Source organism: Devosia neptuniae (assembly GCF_025452235.1).
GTDB lineage: Bacteria > Pseudomonadota > Alphaproteobacteria > Rhizobiales > Devosiaceae > Devosia.
Window position 1 is genome coordinate 3,632,919 of the sequence record NZ_CP104965.1, and the last position, 25,997, is coordinate 3,658,915.

Annotated in this window: 21 protein-coding genes and 2 tRNA genes; 9 read left to right on the top strand and 14 right to left on the bottom strand. The window is 62.3% G+C overall.

Annotated elements, in window-relative coordinates:
• Positions 1–65: 65 nt before the first annotated feature.
• Positions 66–2,174, top strand: a complete 2,109-nt coding sequence (gene recG / locus N8A98_RS20615; RefSeq protein WP_262168152.1) for an ATP-dependent DNA helicase RecG — start codon at positions 66–68, stop codon at positions 2,172–2,174.
• 3 nt (positions 2,175–2,177) lie between these two features.
• Here the strand turns inward: recG and glmS are convergent, their stop codons facing one another.
• Together glmS and glmU are read right to left on the bottom strand one after the other, a co-directional pair.
• Positions 2,178–4,004: a glutamine--fructose-6-phosphate transaminase (isomerizing) gene (gene glmS / locus N8A98_RS20620; RefSeq protein ID WP_262168153.1), complete on the bottom strand. Its 1,827-nt coding sequence runs from the start codon at positions 4,002–4,004 to the stop codon at positions 2,178–2,180.
• A 4-nt stretch (positions 4,005–4,008) separates the two neighbouring features.
• On the bottom strand, positions 4,009–5,361 hold the full coding sequence (gene glmU, locus N8A98_RS20625) for a bifunctional UDP-N-acetylglucosamine diphosphorylase/glucosamine-1-phosphate N-acetyltransferase GlmU (protein WP_262168155.1): 1,353 nt from the start codon (positions 5,359–5,361) through the stop codon (positions 4,009–4,011).
• 140 nt (positions 5,362–5,501) lie between these two features.
• Here glmU and N8A98_RS20630 point away from each other — a divergent pair, with 140 nt between their 5' ends.
• The 3 genes from N8A98_RS20630 to N8A98_RS20640 all read left to right on the top strand — a co-directional run bounded on the left by N8A98_RS20630 (position 5,502) and on the right by N8A98_RS20640 (position 7,001).
• The gene (locus N8A98_RS20630) at positions 5,502–6,281 is read left to right on the top strand and encodes a hypothetical protein (RefSeq protein ID WP_262168157.1); all 780 of its coding nucleotides are present in this window, start codon (positions 5,502–5,504) and stop codon (positions 6,279–6,281) included.
• Between the two features lie 87 nt (positions 6,282–6,368).
• Positions 6,369–6,443 (top strand) — tRNA-Lys (locus tag N8A98_RS20635).
• Positions 6,444–6,473: 30 nt separating this feature from the next.
• On the top strand, positions 6,474–7,001 hold the full coding sequence (locus N8A98_RS20640) for a hypothetical protein (protein WP_262168158.1): 528 nt from the start codon (positions 6,474–6,476) through the stop codon (positions 6,999–7,001).
• Positions 7,002–7,169: 168 nt separating this feature from the next.
• Here N8A98_RS20640 and map read toward each other — a convergent pair whose 3' ends face one another.
• From map to tgt, 3 genes are read right to left on the bottom strand one after another with little or no spacing between them, the layout of a single operon-like run.
• Positions 7,170–7,925 carry a type I methionyl aminopeptidase gene (map, locus tag N8A98_RS20645; RefSeq protein WP_262168160.1) on the bottom strand — a complete coding sequence of 252 codons (756 nt, stop codon included), beginning with the start codon at positions 7,923–7,925 and terminating at the stop codon, positions 7,170–7,172.
• A gap of 4 nt (positions 7,926–7,929) precedes the next feature.
• The gene (gene pgi / locus N8A98_RS20650) at positions 7,930–9,570 is read right to left on the bottom strand and encodes a glucose-6-phosphate isomerase (protein ID WP_262168162.1); all 1,641 of its coding nucleotides are present in this window, start codon (positions 9,568–9,570) and stop codon (positions 7,930–7,932) included.
• Positions 9,571–9,594: 24 nt separating this feature from the next.
• Positions 9,595–10,722 carry a tRNA guanosine(34) transglycosylase Tgt gene (tgt, locus tag N8A98_RS20655; protein ID WP_262168163.1) on the bottom strand — a complete coding sequence of 376 codons (1,128 nt, stop codon included), beginning with the start codon at positions 10,720–10,722 and terminating at the stop codon, positions 9,595–9,597.
• 145 nt (positions 10,723–10,867) lie between these two features.
• On the opposite strand from tgt, the gene N8A98_RS20660 reads away from it, so the two are divergent.
• Positions 10,868–11,317, top strand: a complete 450-nt coding sequence (locus tag N8A98_RS20660; protein ID WP_262168164.1) for a hypothetical protein — start codon at positions 10,868–10,870, stop codon at positions 11,315–11,317.
• 43 nt (positions 11,318–11,360) lie between these two features.
• On the top strand, positions 11,361–12,002 hold the full coding sequence (locus N8A98_RS20665; protein WP_262168166.1) for a class I SAM-dependent methyltransferase: 642 nt from the start codon (positions 11,361–11,363) through the stop codon (positions 12,000–12,002).
• On the opposite strand, the gene N8A98_RS20670 is transcribed toward N8A98_RS20665, so the two are convergent.
• The 3 genes from N8A98_RS20670 to N8A98_RS20680 form a co-directional block, all read right to left on the bottom strand.
• Entirely contained in the window at positions 11,999–13,471 is a 1,473-nt protein-coding gene (locus N8A98_RS20670) for an NAD(P)H-hydrate epimerase (RefSeq protein WP_262168167.1), read from the bottom strand. The two genes, N8A98_RS20665 and N8A98_RS20670, sit on opposite strands and share 4 nt — an antisense overlap.
• A 188-nt stretch (positions 13,472–13,659) precedes the next feature.
• Entirely contained in the window at positions 13,660–15,039 is a 1,380-nt protein-coding gene (gene tig, locus N8A98_RS20675; RefSeq protein ID WP_113120732.1) for a trigger factor, read from the bottom strand.
• A 118-nt stretch (positions 15,040–15,157) separates the two neighbouring features.
• A complete protein-coding gene (locus N8A98_RS20680; RefSeq protein ID WP_262168169.1) occupies positions 15,158–16,342 on the bottom strand; it encodes a tyrosine-type recombinase/integrase in 1,185 nt (394 codons plus the stop codon).
• 15 nt (positions 16,343–16,357) lie between these two features.
• Here N8A98_RS20680 and N8A98_RS20685 point away from each other — a divergent pair.
• Positions 16,358–16,440: transfer RNA gene (locus N8A98_RS20685), tRNA-Leu, on the top strand.
• 3 nt (positions 16,441–16,443) lie between these two features.
• Here N8A98_RS20685 and N8A98_RS20690 read toward each other — a convergent pair.
• From N8A98_RS20690 to N8A98_RS20700, 3 genes are read right to left on the bottom strand one after another with little or no spacing between them, the layout of a single operon-like run.
• Positions 16,444–16,818, bottom strand: a complete 375-nt coding sequence (locus N8A98_RS20690) for a MarR family winged helix-turn-helix transcriptional regulator (protein ID WP_262168171.1) — start codon at positions 16,816–16,818, stop codon at positions 16,444–16,446.
• A gap of 7 nt (positions 16,819–16,825) precedes the next feature.
• A complete protein-coding gene (locus N8A98_RS20695; RefSeq protein WP_262168172.1) occupies positions 16,826–17,803 on the bottom strand; it encodes a hypothetical protein in 978 nt (325 codons plus the stop codon).
• A gap of 45 nt (positions 17,804–17,848) precedes the next feature.
• A complete protein-coding gene (locus N8A98_RS20700) occupies positions 17,849–19,996 on the bottom strand; it encodes a hypothetical protein (RefSeq protein WP_262168174.1) in 2,148 nt (715 codons plus the stop codon).
• 225 nt (positions 19,997–20,221) lie between these two features.
• On the opposite strand from N8A98_RS20700, the gene N8A98_RS20705 reads away from it, so the two are divergent.
• Both N8A98_RS20705 and glnA read left to right on the top strand, forming a co-directional pair.
• Positions 20,222–20,560, top strand: coding sequence for a P-II family nitrogen regulator (locus N8A98_RS20705; RefSeq protein ID WP_035079039.1), 339 nt, complete (start codon positions 20,222–20,224; stop codon positions 20,558–20,560).
• Between the two features lie 72 nt (positions 20,561–20,632).
• Entirely contained in the window at positions 20,633–22,042 is a 1,410-nt protein-coding gene (glnA, locus tag N8A98_RS20710) for a type I glutamate--ammonia ligase (protein WP_262168179.1), read from the top strand.
• 67 nt (positions 22,043–22,109) lie between these two features.
• Here glnA and N8A98_RS20715 read toward each other — a convergent pair whose 3' ends face one another.
• The 3 genes from N8A98_RS20715 to N8A98_RS20725 form a co-directional block, all read right to left on the bottom strand.
• The gene (locus tag N8A98_RS20715; RefSeq protein ID WP_262168180.1) at positions 22,110–22,490 is read right to left on the bottom strand and encodes a GFA family protein; all 381 of its coding nucleotides are present in this window, start codon (positions 22,488–22,490) and stop codon (positions 22,110–22,112) included.
• Between the two features lie 249 nt (positions 22,491–22,739).
• Positions 22,740–25,499 (bottom strand): DNA gyrase subunit A, encoded by a 2,760-nt coding sequence (gene gyrA / locus N8A98_RS20720; RefSeq protein ID WP_390888788.1) that lies wholly within the window; start codon positions 25,497–25,499, stop codon positions 22,740–22,742.
• 93 nt (positions 25,500–25,592) lie between these two features.
• Entirely contained in the window at positions 25,593–25,970 is a 378-nt protein-coding gene (locus N8A98_RS20725) for a winged helix-turn-helix transcriptional regulator (RefSeq protein WP_262168182.1), read from the bottom strand.
• Between the last annotated feature and the right edge of the window lie 27 nt (positions 25,971–25,997).

A 25,997-nucleotide genomic window follows, 5' to 3' on the forward strand; every position in this document is an offset into this window, starting at 1 on the left:
TGCCGGTGGGGTGACGGGCTTGCCGTCGAACGCTAGTTTCGGTCGGGAAAGAGGCAAATCGAATCGTGTCACGCCCCGAAAGCCTATCGCCGCTGTTCCGCTCGCTGCACTCCATCAAGGGCGTCGGCGACAAGCTGGCTGCGCTGTTGACGCGGTTTTTCGGCGCGCCCGAGGGCCAGGAGGCCATTGCGCTCGACATATTGATGCACATGCCCAGTGGCGTGGTAGATCGGCGTCGGCAGGTCGGCATTGCCGAGGCCTATCTCAACCAGATCGTGACGCTGCGCCTGCATGTCGATCGCCACCAGCCCCCGCCGCGGGGCAAGCTGCATGTGCCGCATCGCGTGTTTGCGCATGACGATACCGGCGATATCCAGCTGGTGTTTTTTCGCGCCCAGGGCGGCTGGGTGGAAAAGGCACTGCCCATTGGCGAAGAGCGGTTCGTCTCGGGGCAGATCGGCTTTTTCAACGGCGAAAAGCAGATCACCCACCCCGACTATGTGGTGGAACCGGCCCAGTTCGCGACCTTACCGCTGGTCGAGCCGGTCTATCCGCTGACCCAGGGGCTGAGTTCCAAGGCGCTGGGCAAGCTGGTGCGGCAGGTCGTGGACAGCGTGCCGGAACTGCCCGAGTGGATCGACGCGGAAACGCTAGCGAAGAACAAGTGGCCCAGTTTTGTCGAGGCTATGCGCTCGGTACATCTGCCCGAGCAGCCTGCCGAGGCCGAGCTATGGGGGCCGGCCCGCATGCGGCTGGCCTATGACGAATATTTTGCGGGCCAGCTCACCCTGCAATTGGTGCGCTCAACCATGACTGCCGCGCGCGGCATTGCCCGGGTGTTTACCGGCGAGATCACCGAGCGGGTGACTCATGCCCTGCCCTTCTCGCTGACCGAGGGGCAGCAGCAGGCGGTGAGCGAAATCCGCGCCGACCTCGCCTCGCCCGATCGCATGTCGCGGCTGCTGCAGGGCGATGTCGGCTCGGGCAAAACGGTTGTCGCGCTCATGGCCATGGCGGCCGTGGCCGAGGGCGGCGCGCAATCGACGCTGATGGCGCCCACCGAAATTCTCGCCACCCAGCATTTCAAGACCCTCAAGCCGCTCTGCGACATGGCGGGGCTTGGCTGCGAATTGCTCACCGGCAAGATGCCGGCCGCCGAGCGCCGCGCCATTCTCGGGCGCATCGCCAACGGCGAAACCACCATTGTAGTGGGCACGCACGCCCTGTTCCAGAGCGGCGTCGAGTTTCACAATCTGGGGCTGACTGTCGTGGACGAACAGCATCGTTTCGGCGTGCATCAGCGCCTGGCGCTCTCCGACAAGGGCCGCCACACCGATCTGCTGGTGATGACGGCGACGCCCATTCCCCGCACTCTGGTGCTCACCCATTTCGGCGACATGGCGGTCAGCGTGTTGCGGGAAAAGCCGCGCGGACGCCAGCCCATCGACACCGCCGTGCTATCCATTGGCGACTATGGCCGCGTCATCGCCCGCCTGCAGGCGCGCCTCGCCGAAGGCGCCCAAGCCTTCTGGGTCTGCCCGCTGGTCGAAGAGAGCGAGCATCTCGACGTTGTCTCGGCCGAGGACCGCTTTGCCGAATTGCAGAAAGTGTTTGGCGATCAGGTCGCGCTGGTGCATGGCCGCATGAGCGCCTCTGCCAAGCAGGAGGTGATGCAGCGCTTTTCGGCCAATGAATTGAAGCTGCTCGTCGCCACCACGGTCATCGAAGTGGGCGTCGACGTGCCCAATGCCTCGATCATGATCATCGAACATGCCGAGCGCTTCGGTCTGGCGCAACTCCACCAGCTGCGCGGCCGCGTCGGGCGCGGCTCGGTGCGCTCGGCCTGCCTCCTGCTCTACAAGGAGCCGCTCAGCGAAACCGCCAAAGCCCGCCTCGACACCATCAAATCCACCGAAGATGGCTTCGAAATCGCCGAACGCGATCTGGAACTCCGCGGCCAGGGCGACGTGCTGGGCACCAGACAATCCGGCATGCCCGGCTACCGCCTCGCGGTGGCGGACGTTCACCGCCACCTCATCGACTACGCCCATGACGACGCCAAGGCGCTACTGGCCCGCAATCCAGGCCTGACGGGTGCAGAAGGCGATGCGGCGCGGACGGCGCTTTATCTGTTCCGCAGGGACCTCGCGATCCCGCTCATCCGGGCAGGCTAAGCCCTATTCCACCGTCACCGACTTGGCCAGGTTCCTCGGCTGATCCACGTCCGTGCCCATGAACACTGCCGTGTGATAGGCCAGCAGTTGCACAGGGATCGTCGCCAGGATTGGGGCGACGAAGCTATGCACATGCGGGATCAGGATGATATCCGCCACGCCGTGCCCGACATGCTCGGCGCCTTCGGCATCGGTGATCAGGATGATCTTGCCGCCGCGGGCCGAGACTTCCTGCATGTTGGAGAGGGTCTTATCGACCAGCTCGTCCGATGGCGCGACGACGATCACCGGCATGGCTTCATCGACCAGCGCGATCGGGCCGTGCTTGAGTTCACCTGCCGCATAACCTTCGGCGTGGATATAGCTGATTTCCTTTAGCTTCAGTGCTCCTTCCATGGCGATAGGGAACATCGGGCCGCGGCCGAGATAGAGCACGTCCTTAGCCTTGGAGAGGCGCTTGGCGATGTCCATGATCTGGCTCTCGGCGCCCAAGGCCGCCGATACGGCTGCCGGCAATTCGACGAGCGAGCGCACCAGCTCAGTTTCCTTCTCGACGCTCAGCACGCCACGGGCCCTGCCGGCCGCGATTGCGAGGCTGGCCAGGGCGGTGAGTTGCGCGGTCAGCGCCTTGGTCGAGGCGACGCCAATCTCGGGGCCGCACAGGATGGGGAAAACCACGCCGGATTCGCGGGCAATGGTGGATTCCAGCGTATTGACCAGGCTGGCCACATGCTGCCCCTGCCCCGCGCAATACCGCAAGGCAGCCAGCGTGTCGGCGGTTTCGCCGGACTGGGAGATGAACAGCGACAGTCCCCCCTTTTCCAGCGGCGGTTCGCGATAGCGGAATTCGGAGGCCACATCGATATCGACCGGCAGGCGCGCATAGCGCTCGAACCAGTATTTGGCGACCGCGCCTGCGAAATAGGCCGTGCCGCAGGCGCTGATGGTCAGCCGAGTCAGGTCGGAAAAATCGAAGGGCAGTGTCTCGCGGATGGCGACCCGTTCGGCACCCATATCCACATAATGGCTGAGCGTGTGCGAGATGGTTTCGGGTTGCTCGTAGATTTCCTTGGCCATGAAATGGCGGTGATTGCCCTTGTCGACCATCAGCGCCGAAGTCTGCGAAATCTGCTGCTCGCGCTGCACAATAGCATCGAGACCGTCGCGGATAGTGACGCCGGTGGGCGTGATCACGGCCCAGTCGCCATCTTCGAGATAGGTCAGGCGCGAGGTGAAGGGGGCCAGCGCCATGGCGTCGGAGCCCAGATACATTTCCGTCGTGCCATAGCCGATGGCCAGCGGAGCACCATGGCGGGCGGCGATGAGCAGGCTTTCCTCGCCCTTGAACAGGAAGGCCAGCGCGAAGGCCCCCTTGAGCTTTTTGAGCGTGCGCGCCACCGCCAGTTCGGGATCGGCGCCATTGGCCAATTCGCGGCTGACCCAGAGCGCTACGGATTCCGTATCGGTCTGCGTCTTGGGCAAATAGCCGTCCTTGGCGAGGTCGGCCAGCATTTCGCGGAAATTCTCGATGATACCGTTGTGGACGACAGCCACGCGCTCGGTGGCATGCGGGTGGGCATTCAGCTCGGTCGGTGCGCCATGGGTAGCCCAGCGGGTGTGGCCGATGCCAATGCGTCCATGGAGCGGCTCGAAGGCCAGCTTTTGCGCCAGATTGCCCAGCTTGCCCTCGGCCCGGCGGCGGCTGATGGCGCCATGTTCGAGCGTGGCGACGCCGGCGCTGTCATAGCCGCGATATTCGAGGCGCTTCAGCGCATCGACGAGGCGACCGGCGACCGGCTCGCTGCCGACGATACCAACAATGCCGCACATGGTCTTATCCCTTCTTCGACTGCTTCTTGGCCGCAGCCTTGGCGAAAATCTCTTTAGCGCGGCCAGGCTTTACCGCCTGCCGAGCTCGGCCCAACGCCAAGGCGTCGGCCTCCACATCCTCGGTAATCACGCTGCCGCTGGCGACCAGTGCTCCGTCGCCAATCGTCACCGGCGCGACCAGGGACGAATTGGAGCCGATAAAGGCATTGTCGCCGATAATGGTCTGATGCTTGTTGTAGCCGTCATAGTTCACGGTGATGACACCAGCGCCAATATTCACCTCGGCGCCAACCGTCGCGTCCCCGATATAGCTCAAATGGCTGATCTTGGCGCCTTTGCCGATCTTGGCCTTCTTGACCTCGACGAAATTGCCGACCTTCACGTCCTCGCCCAGATCGGCTTCCGGCCGTAGCCGGGCAAAGGGGCCGACGGATGCATTGCGGCCGATATGGGCACCTTCGATATGGCTGAAAGCATGGATCACCGCACCCTGCTCGACCACCACGCCAGGGCCGAACACCACATTGGGCTCGATCGTCACATCGCTGGCAATTTCGGTGTCATAGGAGAACCAGACGCTTTTGGGGTCCTTGAGCGTCACGCCTGCCTTCATGAAGTCTTCGCGCCGCACGTCCTGGAACAGGCCCTCGGCCCGCGCCAGTTGGCTGCGATCATTGACGCCCATGACGTCATTTTCCGGGGCAATGCCGTAGCCGACCTTCTTGCCGGCAGCATTGGCCAACTCGACCAGATCCCCGAGATAGTATTCGCTCTGGGCGTTATTGTTCTCGACCTTGTCGATCAGGTCGCGAAACACCTCGGCGCGGAACGCCAGAATGCAGGCATTGCACAGCCGGATGCGCCGCTCTTCCTCGCTCGCATCCTTATGTTCGCGGATCGCCAGTAGCGTTTCACCATCGGTGATGAAGCGACCATAGCCGGTCGGGTCCTTCGGCTCGAACCCCAGAATCGCGACATCGAGCCCGGCATCAAGCCGGTCCAGCACGACGCGGAAATTGCTGCCGCGCAGCAGCGGGTGATCGCCATAAACCACCGCAATATAGCCCTTGGCAGCCTCAAACGCCGCGCGGGCCATGGAAGCAGCGTGCGCCGTGCCTTTGGCAATGGTCTGCTCGAAATGCTCGATCGCCGGGTCCATGGCCGACACCGCCTTGCGGATCTGCTCGTGCCGGGGGCCGGTGACCAGCGCGATCTTGCTCGAACCGGCTTCGCGCGCTGCCCGCGCCACATGCCCGACGATCGGCATGCCCCCGACGGGGTGCAAAACCTTGGGCGTTGTCGATCGCATGCGGGTGCCTTCGCCCGCGGCAAGAATGATCGACAGCAATTCAGTCATGAAGCGTTCTCCGAGGCACGATCTTCTCGTCGCCGATTTTCACAAATTTATGGCACGCAAGAGTTGGCGAACCGATAACAGGGGCGCCATTGTAATATTCGACGCAAGACTTGATTCGACTGCGTCGCGGGGTGGCGGCATTGGCTAACGCATCGGAACAATTCCGGCAATCGGATGTCACCACTTGGGGACTTGTGGCGCTGATGATTGGCGGCGTCGCCGTATTCAGCGCCAATGTGTCGGCAATCATCCCGCCCAGCCTGCTGGCAGGCCTGCACAAGACCCGCATTGAGGGCGCCTCGGTCGAGCAATTGCGCAGCGATGTGGCTCAATTGCGCAGCGAAACCCTGCGCCTCAAAACCGAAAACGCCACCCTGCTGACCCGGTTTTCCCTGCAGGAGCAATCGGGCGGCGAGGTAACGCGCCGCGTTGGTGCGCTCGAAGTCAGCATTCCCCGCCTGCTCGAGGCCGTCCCCGATAGCGCCAATATCGACCGCAGCACGCTGACCTCGTCCATTGGCGATGGTAATGCCGTCATCTTTGCGGCTGAAGGCGGCTCCGTCAAAGTCAGCCAGCAGCCCATGCCCCAGGCCTTGCCGGCCGTTGAGCAGGCCCTGCCCGACCCGATCGAAACCGCTGGCATCGATAGCCAACCGGCCGTAGCCTTCGGCATTGCGCTAGGCGCGGAAATCGCCGCTGGTGACGCAAACCTGGCCTGGAACGACATCTCAAGCAAGGTCGGCCCGCTCCTCCTCGGCCTCGCACCGCGTCTGGCGGATCAATTGGACAGCGACGAGAAGCGCCTTGTCGTTGGCCCGATAGCCGATATTTCCGCGGCTCGGGCGCTGTGCACAAGGCTGGAAACCGTATCGATTTCGTGCACGCCGATGCCGTTTACCGGCTCACCTCTCCCCAACTGAGGCAGCAAGTGGCGCAATTGCGGTTGACAGCGGAAGTTGTCTGGCTATGTTCCGCCGCAGCGCCGATGGCGTTGGCCGTTTCGGTCTGTGCCGGTAGCTCAGTGGTAGAGCATTCGACTTTTAATCGAATGGTCGAGGGTTCGACCCCCTCCCGGCATACCATCTCCCCTCTTCATCATCTGGATCGTGCCCGTGTCGCAAGGTAGTCTCGATCTACTCAAGGTGCTGGCCGTCACCGCGCTGACCTTCGCGGTCGGCACGCTGGTGATGCTCTATGTCATCCTGCTGCTGGCCCAGTATGGCGCCAACTTGCCGATGGTCGGCTCGCTGCCCCTGCGCGCGCCGCCCGAGATCGTGCCGCTGCTGGCCGACAATCGCCTGTTCACGACCTTGGCTGCCGTCCATGTCACCGCGACCGGGCTGGCCTTGCTCATCACCAGCAACACCATCGACATGGCGCTGCTGATCGTCTCCAAGGCCGTGACGGTGGTGATCACTGCGCTATTGGGCTTTGTCGGCGGCCACATGGCCTATCTGCAGCTCACCGAAGGCACGGCCTTCGCGCTGTCGCCACTGACGCCGGTAGCGATTGTGCTGGTCGGGTTCTGGGTGTTGTCGACAATACTGAGCGTGCCCACCCTGCGCCAATTGGGCAATCTGCGTTTCGTTGTCGCTATCGGCCTGGTGCTGGTGGGGCCACTGGTGCTGGTGGCACTTTAGGGCACGAATCCCCACCTCCCGTCGCCTTCCCCCCGTCCTGCCTCCACCCACGGTGTCATTCCCGCGAAAGCGGGAACCTCCGTTCCGGGATGCTCGGGAAGAAAACAGAGGTTCCCGCTTTGGCGGGAATGACACGGTGGGGAGGACCTATTGTGAGAATGCGCCCACTTAAGCCGCCAGCGTCACCACGACAGCACCACGTGGCGTTGCCACCACCGTGTGTTCATATTGCACGCAAGGGGCGGATGGCGTGCTGACCAGCGTCCATTCGTCATCGTCGGACTTCTGATCGGCCATCTTGCCACCCAGCGACAGGAAAGGCTCGATAGTGAAGACCAGGCCATTATTCATGCGGCGGCGCTCGGTCTTGTCAGGCCAGGTGGCGATCTCGCCGGGCTCGTCATGGAGGCTATCGCCAACGCCATGGCTGGCGAGATTGCGGATCAGCGTATAGCCGCCCTTTTTGGCGAATTTGCCGATAGCGTCGCCAATATCAGCCAGCGGAGCACCGGCTTTGACCGCGCGGATGCCGGTCCACATGGCCTTCTTGCCGTCGCGGCACAGCGCGTCGAGGCGCTTGTCGCCAACGCCCAGCACAAAGGACGCTCCGGTATCGGCGAAGACGCCGTCTTTTTCGGCTGAGACGTCGATATTGACCAGATCGCCTTCGCGCAGCACCCGATCGCCGGGAATGCCGTGGGCGATTTCCTCGTTGACCGAAATGCAGGTGGCGCCGGGGAAATCATAGGTGATCATCGGTGCCGAGCGCGCACCATGCTCGGCCAGCAGCTTTGCGCCGAATTCGTCGAGCTCAGCCGTGGTCATGCCCGGACGCATGGCCGCAGCCATGGCGTCGCGGGTGATGGCGCAGATGCGGCCGATGGCCTTGAGCCGTTCAAGCTGTTCTTCGGTGGTGATCGTCAAGCGTCTAGCCCTTGTTGGCGAGATAATAGGCTAGCAGGCCCTGGGTGGAGCTGTCATGCCCCTCCCCGCTTTCCTTGCCTTCGACCTTGGGCAGCAGCGCCTTGGCCAATTGCTTGCCCAGTTCCACGCCCCATTGATCATAGGAATTGACGTTCCAGATGACGCCCTGGGTGAACACCTTGTGCTCGTAAAGCGCCACCAGCGAACCCAGCGTCTCCGGCGTAAGCTGCTGATAGAACAGGGTATTGGACGGGCGATTGCCGGGGAATACCTTGTGCGGAGCCAGTTCCTTGATCGCGGCCTTGTCGAGACCCTGCGCTTTGAGTTCGGCGACGACCTCTTCCTCGGTCTTGCCCAGCATCAGCGCTTCGGACTGGGCCAGAACATTGGCAACCAGCTTGTCGTGATGCGGCGGCAGCGATTCATGTGGCCGGGCGGCGATCAGAAAATCGGCCGGAATGACGTCTGTGCCCTGATGGATCAGCTGGTAGAAAGCGTGCTGCCCATTGGTGCCCGGCTCGCCCCAGACGATGGGGCCGGTGGACCAGGCGACGGGCTTGCCAGCCAGCGTCACCGACTTGCCATTCGATTCCATATCCTGCTGCTGCAGATAGGCGGCAAAGCGGCTCAGACGCTGGTCATAGGGCAACACGGCATGGGTCGAGAAGCCCCAGACATTGCGATACCAAACACCCAGCAAGCCCATGATTACAGGCAGGTTTTCCTCCAGCGGGGTGCTGAGAAAGTGCCGGTCCATGGCGTCGGCACCCCGAAGGAAGGCGGCGAAATTGTCGTAGCCGACGGCCAGGGCGATCGGCAGGCCGATGGCCGACCAGACCGAATAGCGGCCACCGACCCAATCCCAGAAACCGAAAATGCGGTCTTCGCGGATGCCAAATTTCTGGCTGGCGGGAATATTGGTCGAGACGGCGGCGAAGTGATCGGCTACGGCAGCATCACCCAGCGCATCGGCGATCCACTTGCGGGCCGAACCCGCATTGGTCATCGTCTCATCGGTGGTAAAGGTCTTTGAGGCAACGATAAACAGCGTCTTCTTGGGGTCGAGGCGCTTGAGAATATCGTGGATATGGGCGCCGTCGACATTGGAGACGTAATGGGCGCGCAGGTCGGCGCGGGTATAGGGCTCGAGCGCCAGCGTCACCATGGCGGGGCCCAGGTCCGAGCCGCCGATGCCGATATTGACGATATCGGTGAACTGCTCGCCGCTCTGCCCACGGATTTCGCCATTGCGGACAGCGTTGCTAAAGCTTTCGATATGGGCCAGCACCGCGCGGATGTCGGGCATCACATCCTTGCCGTCCACCGGCACCGGATGATCGCCCTGATAGCGCAAGGCCATATGCATCACCGCGCGATCCTCGGTGATATTGATATGTTCGCCTTCGCACATCTCGTCGCGGCGTTCTTCCACCCCGGCGGCGCGCGCCAGGTCGAACAGGGCGGCCATGACTTCTTCGTCGATGCGGTTCTTGGAATAGTCCAGCAGGATGCCCGCGCCTTCAGCCGAATAGCGCTTGAACCGGTTGGGATCGACCGCGAACTGCACGCGCATGGGCTGTTCGGCCAGGCGCTTCTTGAGCTTGCCAAGGGCTTCGAAGCCCGCTTTGCGCCCGGATTTCGCCATGACGTTGAACCCTTTTTCTGAACGTTAAAGAACCGGCAGATCGCCAGCGGCCCATGCCGCGCGCGTTTCTGCCGCAAAATCGGTAAACCGGCCGGCCTCGATGGCAATCCGGCAGCCCTGCACCAGCTCTTGATAATAGTGCAGGTTAATCTGGGAAAGGACCATCGCGCCCAAAATCTCTTCAGTCTTAACAAGGTGATGGAGATAGGCGCGCGAAAAGCGGCGGCAATTTGGATTGGGCGAAGCCTCGTCGATCGGACGGGCATCATCCTTATGCCGCGCATTTTTCAGATTGATGACGCCGAAGCGGGTATAGACGTGGCCGTGGCGCCCGGCCCGTGTGGGGTGGACGCAATCGAACATGTCGATGCCCCGGCCAATGGCGCCCAGAATGTCATCGGGCTTGCCAACGCCCATGAGGTAGCGCGGTCGATCCGTCGGCAACTCAGGGGTGATATCCTCAAGCACGCGGAACATCACCTCCTGTGGCTCGCCCACGGCCAGGCCCCCGACGGCATAGCCGTCAAAGCCGATGGATTTGAGCCCCTGCGCCGAGCGAGCGCGCAGCTCGGCGTCGTCGCCGCCCTGCACGATGCCGAACAGGGCGCGATTGAGCTGGTTGTTGAACGCGGTCTTGGAGCGATCGGCCCAGCGGAGTGAGAGCTCCATGGCGCGCTCGATTTCCCTGCGCTCAGCGGGCAGCGCAATGCACTCGTCGAGCTGCATGATGATGTCGCTATCGAGCAGGGTCTGGATTTCGATGGAACGCTCGGGCGTCAACTCGTGACTGGAACCATCGATATGCGATTTGAACGTCACGCCGCGCTCGGTCAGCTTGCGCAATTGGGCCAGCGACATGACCTGGAAGCCGCCGCTATCGGTGAGAATGGGGCGCTCCCAATCCATGAACGTGTGCAGACCGCCCAGCGAAGCGACGCGCTCGGCGCCGGGGCGCAGCATCAGGTGATAGGTATTGCCCAGCAGGATATCGGCGCCGGTGGCGCGGACCTGTTCGGGATACATGGCCTTGACGGTGCCGGCCGTGCCCACCGGCATGAAGGCGGGGGTCTGGATATCGCCGCGCGGCATGTCGATACGGCCGCGCCGGGCCAAGCCGTCGGTGGCGGAAAGGGTGAAAGTGACTTGTTTCATGGGCGCAGGTTCTAGACAATTGCCGGGCGCGCGACAATGCATCTCGATCAGGCAGAAAAAACTACGGATTCGCAAACTTCTGCCAAAGGTTTGATGGCGCGGTGGCGTCTAACGATTATGTCCAACTCGATTTCCCGGTGACCTGATGATCCGACTACCTGTTCTCGCTGCAACTCTGGCCCTGCTTGCCGGCCCCGCCTTTGCCCAGGATACCGGCCCGCTGGGCGACAAGGTCGGGCAATTTGTCGGCTCCGGCGAAGGCGAGCTGAGCGCCGAAATCACCCATTTGCAGAACGACGTCTACGCCATCTCGATCACTACGACCGTGCCGATGGAAAATGACATCCCTGGTTGCGGCGGTGGCATCAACGGCGAAATGATCATGGATGAAGCAGGCGGCAATTTCTTCGTCGAGAACGAGGATTACGAAGCCAATTCGACCAGCCCGCTGACCAATGAGCGCTATTGCGAAATCGGCGTCAATTTCGACGAAGACGGCTTCCTCAACCTCGAGGAACGCAGCGGCTGCATCTCCTATCACGGCGCGTCCTGCGGCTTTTCCGGCCAGTTGATCAGCGTGAATGCGATAAACTAGACTCACGCCAGAGGCCGGGCGCCTGCCCAAGGAGCACATCACGATGAGCACCGAGAGCGACGCCCGGTTCTGGGACCGGACATCCCGCCATTATGCTGCTTCCGCGATGGCGGACCAGGCCGGATATGAACGCACGCTGGACCGCACCCGCGCTGTCTTGCGCCCCGATTCGCGCGTGCTGGAACTGGGCTGCGGCACAGGAAGCACCGCGCTTCTGCTGGCAGGCGATGTCCGGAGTTACCTGGCGACCGATCTTTCCGCAGCAATGATCGCCATTGCCGAGGAAAAACACGCCGCCAAGCCTCTTCCGGCGCTGTCCTTCCGATCCGCGACCGCCGAGGCGCTGATGCCTGAAGCAGGCCAGTTCGACGCGGTCCTCGGCTTCAGCTATCTCCATCTGGTCCGCGACCTGCCCGCCACCCTGCGGCAGATCCATGCGCTGCTCGCCGACGACGGCGTGTTCATCTCCAAGACGCCCTGCGTGGGTGAAATGAACCCGCTGATCCCGATGCTCCTGCTGCCGGCCATGCGCGCCATCGGCAAGGCCCCGCATGCCAGCGTGTTCCGCGCCGCAGAGCTGGAGCAGCAGATCAAAGCTGCAGGATTCGACATCGTCGCGGTGGAAAAGCACGCGACCAAGGGGAACGATTACCGCCCCTATATCGTGGCGCGCAAAAGCGCTTAGAGGCTCGCCAAAACACCCGGGATCAGCAGCGGCAGGTCTTCGCTGATCAGCCCTGGCCCGCCAAAACGGTTCGCGGCTTCCGCATGCAGCCACACGCCGGCGCAGGCGGCTTCCCAGCCTGCCATGCCCTGCCCCGTCAGCCCGGCGATGATGCCGGCCAGCACATCGCCCGAGCCAGCCGTGCCCAGCCATGCGGGCGCATTGGCATTGATGGCCGCGCGGCCATCGGGCGCAGCGATCACCGTGTCGCTGCCCTTGAGCACGACGATAGTGCCTGAATGCGCGGCCGCGGCCCGCGCCATGTCGAGCTTGCCACCCGGCACATCGCCAAACAGCCGCTGGAACTCGCCCTCGTGCGGCGTGATCACCACCGGGCGTGGCTTGGCCCGAACCGCCGCGAACAACGCGCTCGCGTCGCCCGAAAAGCTGGTCAGCGCATCGGCATCAAGCACCACTGCGGCCTCCGCAGCCAACACCGTCAGCACATTGTCCCGCGTCTGCTGCCCAATCCCCGCCGCCGGCCCGATCACCACCGAGCGCACCCGCTTGTCGCCTAGCAATTCCGCCAGCGCGGCCGTGTCCGCAGCCGGCTTGAGCATGATGGCCGTGACATGGGCCGCATGCACCAACAGCGCCTGCTCGGAGCCGGTCAGCGACACCAGCCCCGCCCCGGCCCGGAACGCGCCCATAGCAGCCAACCGCGCCGCCCCAGTCTGCAACGGCCCGCCCGAGACCACGACACAATGGCCGCGATCGAATTTGTTACCCTCCTCGCCTGGCGCGGGCAGCGACCATAGGCTGGGCGTATTCTGCCAGGCGTTTGGGGCAATCTGGTTGAGCACGCCATCGGGAATGCCGATGTCGCCCAGCACCACCTCGCCGCACAGCGTACGCCCCGGCTGCAGCAGATGGCCGGGCTTGAGGCGGAAGAAGGTCACCGTCATTTCCGCCTGCATAGCGGCGCCGCGCACCCGGCCCGACGCGCCGTCAATGCCGCTGGGCACATCAATGCTCACCACCGGTCGCGAACTGGCATTGACCGCCTCGATGATCTCCTTGAACGCACCTTCCACATCGCGGTCCAGCCCGGCGCCCAGCAGCGCGTCCACCACCAGATCGGCATTCTCGATATCGGCTGCCGTGGGCGCCTCCACCCGGCCGGTCCACTGGCCCGCGACCACCGCCGCATCGCCCTTGAGCGCCTCGCGCGAGCCGATCAGCCGCAATTGCACCGGCCAGCCGCGCTGTTTGAGCAGCCGCGCCACGACGAATCCATCGCCACCATTATTGCCTGGTCCGCACAGCACCAGGGCCGAACGCTGGTAATAGCGCTCGGTAATGGCCTCGACCACGGCCTTGCCGGCCGCCTCCATCAAGGCCAGCGACTTGACGCCGCCCTGCACGGCAAGGCGATCGGCCTCGGCCATCTGGCTGGGGGTGAGCAGGATATCGGTGCTGGAAGCAATCAACGGGGTAACTCCGAATTTCCAACAGACCTCATGGTGAGCCTGTCGAACCACGAGGGCGTGGCACTGTGGCAGGTTTGACCCCGTCCTTCGACAGGCTCAGGATGAGGTCAAACACAGCGTCCACAGCAAAAACAAAAAGCCGCCCATTTCTGGGCGGCTCTCAAAATTCGGGCCTAGATCAGAACACCTTAGTGGTGGTGCTCTTCGGGAACCTCGTCCTCGTCAGCCTGGATCAGCTTGGCGAGTTCGGCGCGGGTCATCTTCTTGTCGGTGATTTCGCCCAGGCTGGCGACATAGTCGACGACCTTGTTCTCGAACACCGGTGCACGAAGACCGGCAAGAGCCTGCGGGTTCTTGCGGTAATAGTCATAGACCTGCTGTTCCTGGCCGGGGAAGCGGCGCACTTCGGCGATCAGTGCCTGCTGGTGCTCTTCCTCGGTGACGTTGACGTCGTTCTTGTTGCCGATTTCGGCAACGACCAGGCCCAGGCGCACGCGGCGCTCGGCGATCTTGCGGTACTGCTCGCGAGCGGCTTCCTCGGTGGTGCCTTCGTCTTCGAAGGAACGGCCGTGGCTTTCCACTTCGTGCTGCACGCGGCTCCAGATGGTCTCGAACTCGGCGTCGACCAGCTGGGCCGGGACGTCGAACTTGTGACCGTCATCGAGAGCGTCCAGAATCTGGCGCTTGACGTGCTGGCGGCTCATCGAAACGAGCGCGGCTTCCATCTGTTCCTTGACCGCATTGCGCAGGGCAGCGACGTCTTCAACGCCGAGGCGCTTGGCGAATTCGTCGTCCAGCTCGCCCGTATTGGGGCCATCGACATGCAGCACGGTGACGTCGAACACGGCGTCCTTGCCGGCAAGCTCTTCGCTCTGGTAGTCGGCTGGGAACGTCACTTTGACTTCCTTGGAGCCGCCCTTCTTGACGCCGATCAGCTGCTCTTCAAAGCCGGGGATGAACTCGCCCGAGCCAACAGTGAGATGCGCATGGTCGGAAGTGCCGCCGTCGAAGGGCTTGCCGTCGATCTTGCCCACGAAGGACAGACCCAGGCGATCGCCGTTTTCGACAACGCCTTCATCGCCCTTGTCGGTATAGCCACGGTTCTGGGCGAACACGCGATTGACTTCGGCATCCAGCTCTTCGTCGGTGACTTCAACGACGGGCTTGTCGAGCTTGACGCCCTTAAGATCCATCAGTTCGACCGGGGGCAGAACTTCATATTCAACCACGAATGCCAGGTCGGCATTGCCGTCGAGCACTTCGTTGATCACGGCCTGATCTTCAGGCAGGTCAACCTTGGGCTGAGCGGCAGCGCGTTCTTCGCGCTTGTCCAGGGTCTCGGAGACGGTCGCGTTGATCGCGTCGGTCATCACTTCGCTCATGGCGGAGCGGCCATAGACCTTCTTGAGATAAGAGGTCGGCACCTTGCCCGGACGGAAGCCCTTGATATTGGCCTGGCCCTTGAGCTCCTGGAGCTTGGCATCGAGGCGTGTGACCAGGTCGGCGGCCGGAATGGTAACGCTGAGCTTGCGCTTCAGGCCCTCATTGAGGGTTTCGGTAACCTGCATTCGGTTCAATCCCGTATTCAATTAATGTCAGGGCCAGTGTCCAATTGTGGTGCGGGTGGAGGACTCGAACCTCCACGCCTTGCGGCGCTGGAACCTAAAGGCAAGTCGCCGGAATTACTTAGGCAGATTTTCTCTGCAATTCCAGTACCTTACCCTCTTCCCGAGGCTCAATACTTCCCACCACACCATTGCCGTGGCACGACACATTGTCATGTGGCATAGACCCGGTGGCCGGTGTGGCTCGCGTATAGATGCTATTCCGGCGCGGTGCAAGGGCAGCAATGGCCAGTCCTAGGGCGTCTGCCTGCAGGTGGACGTACTTCTCGGTGGTCTCCAATCGGAGGTGACCGGCCAGCATCTTGACGATCAGCAGGTTGACGTTGTGGTCGTTCACAAGCCGCGAGCAGAAGCTGTGGCGCATGGCATGAGGCACGTACTCGTCGTCGTCGGTGAAGCCCAGAGTTTCCCGCATCGCGTCCCATGCTCGACGCAGCCGGTCCTTATCGAAGCCAGCGAACAGCAGGCTCCGTGGCTCGTCGCCCATGCGGCGAAGGATAATGCTGAGGGCGCGGTCGGTGAGCGGGATGCGACGAGTGTTCAGGGCCTTGGTGCCCCGGTCCACCTTCGTGGCTGACCCGCGCAAGACGATGGTGTCGCCATCGAGATTGTGACCGCGCAACGCTAGAGCCTCACCCTGGCGCATGCCGGTGTCGTAACTGAGGACGATGTAGTCCAGCAGGTCTTGCTGGCCCTCGGCCTTGCAGTAGGCGATCTGGTCGGCCTCTTCTGCGTAGGTGAAGACCCGTTCGCGGCCCTGCCCCACCTTGAAGAAGGGGATGACCGGCAGCTTGGTAGTCCTCCAGCCCTCGTTAAGGGCATGGTTCAGGGCCATCCGCACCGTCGAGAGCTTCTTGTTGATCGTGGTGTCGGGGTAGCCCTCGTCCCGCAGCGTGGCAATGGCAAGGTTGATTGTGTGGGTGCTGATCTTGTCGATCTCGGTCTCGGCTCCGATAATCTTGATCATGTGGCGCGTGTTGATGGTCGCGCCACTCTCACCCTTGGTGTTTCGCCAGTGATGGTCAATCAGGTACTCACCTAGCTTGCCGAACTGCTTGATGACGTAGACGCCTGAGCGGCCCTCAGCGGCCTCGCCCATATCGGGCAGTTCGCCTTTGGTGAGACGGAGCTTGGTGTCCAGCTCCCAGGTCTTGGCCTCGATTTCAGATGTGAATTGGCGGCGATAACGCTGCCCTTTATGGCTGACTGCCACTTGATAGGATTGACCCCGCAGGGTGATCGGCATTATGGCACCTCCAGTGCGCGTGTGGCGAAATTGGTAGACGCAGCAGATTTAGGTTCTGCCACCTAGGTGTGGAGGTTCGAGTCCTCTCACGCGCACCAACTTCACTTCTTCGGATTGATCTTGCCGCGAGTGTTGCCCTCAGGGGCAGCAGCCATGGCCTCTTCGTGCATGCGCTCGATATCCAGACGGGCGTCGATGTCTGCCCCCATAGAGAACGTGCCCTCGATCTGACGGGCCATCTTGGTGAGCAGTTCCTTGCCCTTAGTGGTCAGGTAGATCAGCCGCCTGCGGGTCTCACGCGGGTCAGTGACGGCCTCAATCAGGTTGAGCCCGGGCTTACCCAGACGGTGGTACTCGGACAGCGCCGCGATGTTGCGCGAGACCGAGGCGTGGGACAGGCCGGTCATTTTGGTGAGGTCGGCCATGGTCAGGCCCGGGCGCATCGCCACGGAGAGCAGGATGTCGGCCTGCTGCATTGGCATGTCAGCACTGACGGCGCGGAGCAGACGGATGCTGAGCCTCACTGAGCTGCGACATGGGGGTGTTTGCAGGGACGCCAATGGCACCCGCTACGGTTGAGATGTAGTGGCCTGTGTTGTTGCCGTCCGATGCCGGGGCGTAGCGGGAGATCGCCTGCTCGATGGACATGCCTGCGTATCCGGGGCTCGTGAAGAGCAGCGACTGCTTGGCGGCACGGCCAGCCTCGTAGGTCGGGAAGACGGCGAAGCGGCCATCAGTGCCGACCGCACCGTGCGACTTTGCGAAGTCCCCGAACTCGATATTGCCGGGGTTGTTGTTGCGCCAGTTGCGGGAGCCCTTGAAGGTGTAGTTCAGGCCGTCCGAACCTTTGACCGTGGTGAAGCCAGCACCAGCCTCAACCACCCCGGCGAACGAGAACGAAGCGCCTGAGGGGTTGGTGGGCGTGGCCGTGGCGTCCGGGGCCTGGGGCTTAGGAGCATCGGGCTGCGGGCCGGTTGGGGAAGCGGGCAAGGTACCTGCCGCCCAGTTGCCAGCCCAGCCAGCCTCAATCGCCTGGGCGAACATCGGGTTGATGCTGGAGCCACCGGTCGTCGGGCCCCACATGGCCTTTGAGCCGCCACCAACGTGGACGCCCCAATCATAGTGACCGATGCCGGTGAAGCCCGCTGCGGCAGCATTCTGCAGGAAACGGGCATAAAGCCCCTGGTCATCGCCAGGGCGGATGGGCTTGCCATCGCGGACCAGGACGAGATCGGAGGTGTGACCGTGGCCGGTGTGATCGACATCGTGCCGGTCGCTGCCGGTACGTGGACCGGGAGTGCCTTTCGGAACCTGACCAGCCGAGGTGATGTCGATGGTGAGTGCGGGGTCGGTGCGCTTCACCACGTCCATGAGCTGGGTCACGTAGTCGCCCGAGAGCGGGAGCTGACGGGTTGAGCCCAGGCGGTAGTTCACGCCGGGAAAGAGTGTCTGGTTAGCCATAGGTGTCCCTTGAAATGAAAAGGGCCACCCGAAGGTGACCCTGAGTTAGTTGTTGAGGAGACTTCCAGTCGTCCCCAATTGCTGCAGGATGCCCTGCTGCGTGGGCGCTAGGCCCTGCGTGGCCTGCTCGGTGAGGAGCTGATCAGTCCGAACGGTGTCGAGCGCGGCACCCTGGTTGGTCTGCTGGGTGTTCTGTAGCTCTTCCAGCTTGGCCTGGGTGCGAGCATCAACCGCCTGCTGCATGGACTGCAGGGTGATGTAGCGCCGCTGGACGTTCTCGACCGGGTACGGAACCCCACCCTTGTAGACGAGCATCCAAACACCCGAGCCGTTGGTGGCCGGGGCAAGCGTCAGCTCGTCAGCGTCGAGGCCATCTAGCTCATCGGGGAAGTCGCGGACGTAGTCCTCGATCACCGTCTTAGCCAGCTCCTCGAAGTTCGGGGGGATGTGCCGGTCGTTGGTCGGAACCCACTGGCCGTTGACGGCGACGTGGCTGTTCAGGAAGTCCTTCTTGGCCTCCTCACCTGCCGCCTTGCCGGTCATGGTTCCCATGGCCCCGTACTCGGCCTGACGCCGGGTGATGAAGTCCGAGACGATTGCCTCGTTGTTCGCCGTGCCCTTGCCGATGCCGAACCAGCCACCACCACCATCACCGATATCCCGCACGATGCCTTCCAAGTCCTCCTTCTTGAGGGAGGTCATAGGGTTGCTGATCGGCGGGCTGCGGACGATGTTGGCCGCGTGGCTGAGCGCTTGGGATTCGTCCATGCCACCGAGCTGCACCGCAGTCCGATAGGTCTCGTAGAACCGCTTCACCTCCTCGTCCTGAATGTGCCGCGAGAGCAACATCGGGGACTGAGCATGGAGCTGGGTGTAGAGCTTCGCGCCTTCCACGAGTTGCGGCGGGGGCTCGCCCGAGAGGGACCAAGCGTGGCCCGCGACGGACCCTGCGGACAGGAGCTGCTGCCACTGCGGGTTCTCGATGCCTGCCATGGTGAACTGGCCTGCCATCAGCGAGAGCTTGCCCCCCTCGTCCAGGCCCTGGTCATCAGCAATGGCGTTGACCTGTTCGACGATGTCCTCGGCCAGCCACTTCTGCTGTTCCTGTACGGTGACCTGAATGGGCTCGCCCTTCTCGTTGCGGACGGTACCAGCTTCGAGGAACGGGACGCGGCCACTCTCGACGAGCTGGAGGTTCTGCCCCCGGAGGTCGATCTTGTCGCGCCACGCCTGGGTCTCCAGAGCCGCCTTGTCGGCAGCGGTGGCAGCGGCTTGCTGTGCCTGGACGAGGTTGTTCTGGCTCTGCCGCACGAGTGCAACGACACCAGCCTCGGTGTAGACCCCCGGGTTCTCCTTGTGGAACGTGAACAGCTCCTCATCATTGAGGGTGCCAGCCTGGGCCAGCCCGTCGAAGTAGGTCATCGCCGTGAGAGACGCCTGACGGTTCAGCTCTTCACGCTTTGCAGTGGCCACTGAAAGCACCTTGGCGGCACCGGCAGCGAACCTACGGTCCTCCGAGATAGGCGCGAGCATGGCATTGACCATGTCGAGGTTGCCCTCATTGGCGAACTGCTCGGCCACTGCCAGCCACTCGGCGTCCTGCTCGTGGAGGGGGATGTTCAGGAGGTCGGCGTTCCCAGCCATACGGCCACGGAGGTCGGTGACGATCTCCTCAGGTGGACGGCCATCGGCCAGCATCTGCTTGGCGTTGCCCAGGAAGACATCGTAGACGCCGCCCTTGGCATTCTCGACCGCAAGCTGGGACACGTCAGCCGTGTGCTGGCCAGCAATCTTGCCACGGAAGGTCTCCATCTGGGGCTGATACCCGCCCATGAAGTATTCATTGTCACCGTACTGCTGCAGGTCTTCGGCAATGGCCGTCGAGATGAACTCGTCCAGGTTGCCGTTCTGCTTGTCGAAGTTGGTGTAGTACTCCTGGGTCAGCTCGTTGGTCCGATAGAGGGCCTGACGCTCACCGAACAGGCGCATGCCCAGCTCAGCCCGCAGCCCGGCATGGACAAACCGCTCCTTGGCATAGAAGTCGCCATAGGCCGCCTTTCCGGCCAGCAGAGGCGTCATGTCCGGCAGGCGGAAGCCGCTGATGTCCTCGCTAAAGGCCGACAGAAACCGCGGCAGATCGCGCGCATTATAGGCCTCGAACTGCAGCTGGACACATTGCAGTGGCGTCATCATAGTCATTTTCGGCCCGGTTCTTTCAACGAGGGAGTGGCAGATGCACAAAATCTGTGCATCACGACGCTATTTTGATCATAGACTGCACACTGGTGGTGCTTATAAACTTCAGCATAAGCCGGCAAGTCTTTAGCAACACAATCTTTTTTATGTTTGTGTCAGCGTGGCACAGGCCATGCATACGGGATGGCGGTATCCGCCTAAATCAGGCACGTGGAGGCTCAATTGAAAAAAATCGAGGCTATCGTAAAGCCGTTCAAGCTCGACGAAGTCAAAGAGGCGCTGCAGGAGGTTGGCCTGCAGGGCATCACCGTTACCGAGGCGAAAGGCTTCGGCCGGCAAAAGGGCCACACTGAACTTTATCGCGGCGCCGAATATGTCGTGGATTTCCTGCCCAAGGTGAAGGTCGAGGTCGTGTGCCCCGACGAGCTCGCCGAAAAAGCCATCGAAGCAATCCGCAACGCAGCACAAACTGGTCGCATTGGCGATGGCAAGATCTTCGTTTACTCGATCGAGCAGGCTATCCGAATCCGCACCGGCGAATTTGGCGACGACGCGCTCTAAGGGCCCTCCCCTTTAGAAGCGACGCGCCCGAGACAAACAACAAGCATTCCGATTTAGACAGGGGAAGACCTAATGACCACCGGAAGCGACCTCCTTCAGAAGATCAAAGACGAGAACATCAAGTATCTCGACCTGCGCTTCACCGACCCACGCGGCAAGCTGCAGCACGTCACGCTCGACGTGTCGATCGTCGATGAGGACCTGTTCGAAGAAGGTACCATGTTCGACGGTTCCTCGATCGGTGGCTGGAAGGCCATCAACGAGTCCGACATGGTCCTGATGCCCGATCCCAATTCGCACTATATGGACCCCTTCTTCGGCGCGTCCACGCTGGTGGTGAACTGCGACATTCTCGAGCCCCTGACCTACCAGCCCTATAGCCGCGATCCGCGCACCACGGCCAAGAAGGCCGAAGCCTTCCTCAAGGCATCGGGCATTGGCGACACGGTCGTGTTCGGCGCCGAGCCGGAATTCTTCATGTTCGACGACGTGAAGTATTCCAATACCCCGTTTAAGGTGGGCTTCGAGGTCGATCACCCTGAGCTGCCGTCCAACAACGACACCGCCTATGAAGCCGGCAATAACGGCCACCATATCGGTCTGAAGAAGGGCTATTTCCCGGTTCCCCCGCTCGATAGCGCGCAGGATATCCGTGGCGAAATGCTGGCTGCCATGGCCGACATGGGCGTGGTCGTCGAAAAGCACCACCACGAAGTGGCTTCGGCCCAGCACGAACTCGGCATCAAGTTTGCGCCGATGATCAAGGCTGCCGATGACGTGCAGATCTACAAGTACGTGATCCACCAGGTTGCCAATGCCTATGGCAAGACCGTGACCTTCATGCCAAAGCCGATCTTCGGCGACAATGGCTCGGGCATGCACTGCCACCAGTCGATCTGGAAGGACGGCAAGCCGCTGTTCGCCGGCGACCAGTATGCTGGCCTGTCGATGGAAGCGCTGTATTATATCGGCGGTATCATCAAGCACGCCAAGGCGATCAACGCCTTCACCAACCCGACCACCAATAGCTACAAGCGCCTGGTGCCGGGCTTTGAAGCCCCCGTGCTGCTGGCCTATTCGGCCCGCAACCGCTCGGCGTCCTGCCGTATCCCCTTCGGCCAGTCGCCGAAGTCCAAGCGTATCGAAATCCGCTTCCCCGACCCGCTGGCCAACCCATACCTGGCCTTCTCGGCCATGCTCATGGCCGGCCTCGACGGCATCAAGAACAAGATCCACCCCGGCGAGCCGATGGACAAGGACCTGTACGAACTGCCGCGCCAGGAACTGATGCAGATCCCGCATGTCTGCGGTTCGCTGCGCGAAGCCCTGACGAGCCTGGATGCCGACCGCGAGTTCCTGCTCGCCGGTGGCGTGTTCGACAACGACCAGATCGACAGCTATATCGAGCTGAAGATGACCGAAGTCGTGAAGTTCGAGCAGACCCCGCATCCGGTCGAATACGAAATGTACTACTCGGCTTAAGCCGCTTTCATGCGATGAGAAAAGGGACCCGAAAGGGTCCCTTTTTGTTTGGGGAGGTCTCGTGGGCTCACTGCAAATTCTGCGGCACCCCGTCCGCGATCTCGTAGTAATCCCCCTTGTCCGCCACGAAGATATGCATGGCCAGCTTGGTATGCGTGGGCGTGTCGAACGCGCCCAGGGAGATGCCGATCCAGTCGCGATGCACCGGATCGAAGAACAGCGACGAGCCGCAGATCGCGCAAAAGCCGCGCCGGACCTTTTCCGACGAATGATACCAGGTCACATGCTCCCCGCCCTCGATCGCCACCGCCGAGCGCGGCACGTCGACGCCGGCTTCATAATGCCCGGTATGCTTACGGCACTTGGTGCAATGGCAGGCCGAGCCCATGGGCAAAGCGCCCGCGACCGTAAAGCTGATGGCGCCGCATAGGCACGAGCCCTTGTTCATATTTGCCTCCCATTGGTCAGCTACTTTCGCAATGCAGGTGCGAACGTGTCAAACGAGGAGCGTGCGCCTAAACTCACAAAAACGGGGTTCCACTTCCGCGGGAATGACACCGAGAGAGAGAGGCCGGTTCCGCGCGGAACCCCTCCACCCACAATGTCATTCCCGCGAAAGCGGGAACCTCCGTTTCCTTCACTTCCTCAGATAGACCAGCCAACAAAAAGGGCGCCGCAGCGCCCTTTTCTTTATTCGTCAGCCGGCCTCGGGCGCCTCAGGAGCTTCCGGGGTGTCCGGAGTTTCCTCGTCGTCCTCCGGCTCGCTGATATGCTCGACCGACACCACCTTTTCGTCTTCCGCCGTGTCGAAGACGATGACGCCCTGGCTGCCGCGCGAGACGATGCGGATCGGCTTGTCGCCGCCGACCGGCAGGCGGATGGTCTGGCCGCCATCGCTGATCAGCATGATCTGGTCGTCGTCGGCCACGGGGAAGCTGGCGACCAGATTGCCGTTGCGCTTGTTGACCGCCATGGCGACGATGCCCTTACCGCCACGCCCGGTGATCCGGTATTCGTGGCTGGAGGTGCGCTTGCCATAACCGTTTTCGGAGATGGTCAGGATGAACTGCTCGATGGCAGACATCTGGGCGTAACGTTCCTGGCTGAGTTCGCCGGCAACCACATCGCCCTCGTCCGCCGAACCGGTTTCCTCGCTCTCGCCTTCGCCACGCACCGCACGGCTCATCTTGAGATAGGCGGCGCGTTCTTCGGCCGTGGCGTCGGAGTGGTTGATGACCGCCATGGAGATGACCACGTCGTCCTTGGCCAGTTGAATGCCGCGCACGCCCATGGAATCGCGGCCCTTGAACACGCGGACATCGTCCACCTGGAAGCGGATGGCCTGGCCCAAAGCCGTGGTCAGCAACACGTCATGATTGGCGGTGGCCGTTTCGACGCCGACGATCTGATCGCCTTCATCGAGCTTCATGGCGATCTTGCCGTTCTGGCGCACTTCGACAAAGTCGGCCAGCGAGTTGCGGCGTACCGTGCCGCGCGTCGTGGCGAACATGATGTCGAGGTTTGCCCAGCTATCCTCATCCTCGGGCAGCGGCATGATCGAAGTGATCCGCTCGCCCTGCTCGAGCGGCAGGATATTGATCAAGGCCTTGCCACGCGCGTTGGCGGCTGCCAGCGGCAGACGCCACACCTTGAGCTTATAGGCAATGCCGCGGCTGGTAAAGAACAGCACCGGCGTATGGGTATTGGCGACGAACAGGCGGGCGACGAAATCCTCGTCACGGGTCGCCATTCCCGAGCGGCCCTTGCCGCCACGATTCTGTGCCCGATAGGTCGAGAGCGGCACGCGCTTGATATAGCCGCCATGGGAGACGGTGACGACCATGTCTTCGCGGGCGATCAGGTCCTCGTCGTCGAAATCGCCGGCAACGTCGGAAATCTCGGTGCGGCGGGGCGTAGCGAATTGATCGCGGATGGCGATCAGTTCTTCGCGGATAATGGTCTGCACGCGTTCGCGGCTGCGCAGGATATCGAGATAGTCCTCAATCTCGGTGCCAAGGCCATTGAGTTCGTCGCCGATTTCGTCGCGACCCAGCGCCGTCAGGCGGGCCAGGCGCAATTCGAGAATGGCGCGGGCCTGTTCCTCGGAGAGATTGAACGTGTCGTCGTCATTGATACGGTGGCGCGGATCATCGATCAGCGCAATCAACGGCGCCACATCGGCGGCCGGCCAGCGGCGGGTCATCAATTGCTCGCGCGCCGTCGCCGGATCGGGCGCGGTGCGGATCAGCGCGATGACCTCATCGATATTGGCAACGGCAACAGCCAGGCCGACCAGGATATGAGCGCGGTCGCGCGCCTTGTTGAGCAGGAACCGGGCGCGGCGGGTCACCACTTCCTCGCGGAAGGCGATGAAGGCCTCGAGGATTTCCTTGAGGTTCATCAATTGCGGCTTGCCGCCATTGAGCGCCACGAAATTGCAGCCGAAGGACGATTGCAGCTGCGTGAAGCGGTAGAGCTGGTTCAGCACCACATCGGCCAGTGCGTCGCGCTTGATCTCGACCACCACGCGCATGCCTTCGCGCGAGGATTCGTCGCGCATGTCGGCAATGCCCTCGATGCGCTTGTCGCGCACCAGTTCGGCGATCTTTTCGACCAGGGTGGCCTTGTTCACCTGATAAGGCAGCTCGGTGATGATGAGCGCCTCGCGCTCCTTGCGCACTTCCTCGACCGACACGCGCCCACGCACCAGCACCGAGCCACGGCCCGTCTCATAGGCGGAGCGGATGCCGGCGCGGCCCAGAATGATGCCGCCCGTCGGGAAGTCGGGGCCGGGCAGCACTTCAAGGATTTGCTCGGTGGTAACCAGGGGATTGTCGAGCAGCAACAGCGCGGCGTCGATCGTCTCACCCAGATTATGGGTTGGGATATTGGTGGCCATGCCCACGGCGATGCCGCCGCCGCCATTGACCAGCATATTGGGAAACCGCGCCGGCAGCACGGTCGGCTCATGCTCGGAGCCGTCATAATTGTCGCGGAAATCGACCGTGTCCTTGTCGAGGTCATCGAGCAAGGCATTGGTGATGCGCTGCATGCGCACTTCGGTGTAACGCATGGCGGCGGGCATATCGCCATCGACCGAGCCGAAATTGCCCTGCCCTTCCACCAGCAATTCGCCCATGGAAAAATCCTGGGCCATGCGCACCAAGGCCATATAGACGGCGCTGTCGCCGTGCGGGTGGTATTTACCGATAACGTCGCCGACCACACGGGCCGATTTGCGATAGGGCTTGTTATATTCGTAGCCGTTCTCGCTCATCGAAAACAGGATGCGGCGATGCACTGGCTTGAGCCCGTCGCGCACATCGGGCAGCGCCCGGCTCACGATCACGCTCATGGCGTAATCGAGATAGGATTTGCGCATCTCGTCGGTGATCGAGATCAGGGAAATGTCGGACGGCTGCGGCGCACCGGTTCCGTTGTCAGGCGTATCGGTCACTGGGTGATTCTTGGTTGTTCGAACTAGCCAATATGTAAGCGATCTCGGCCAAAAATGCTAATTTTTGCCGGGGGAAGCTGTGGAGAGGTCCAATCAGCCGGCCTTGGCCACCGGCTGCCGCGACTGGCGGTAGCGGGAACCGAATTCCCCAAGTGCCTGGAAGGCCGGTCGCAGGGTGAAGCCCAGTTCGGTCAGGCTATAGGCCGCAGAAGCGTCGGCGGACACGCGCAGGACGAGGCCGGCATATTCGAGCTCGCGCAGATTGCGCGTCAACTCCTTCGGATTGATGCCGGGAACTGCCTTGAGTAATTGGTTGTAGCGGTGCGGCCCGGCCAGGAACAGCGTGCGCAGCAGGCTCAGTTTCCACTTGCCCGCCAGAGCCACTATGGCGGCATCGAGTGGGCAATCCTGCGGCGGCATGCCGGGCTCGGCGGGTGCAGCGGCGGGTTGATGGCCTGGTTCATGCAACATGGGGCGACCTTTGCTTACCTCGCGGTG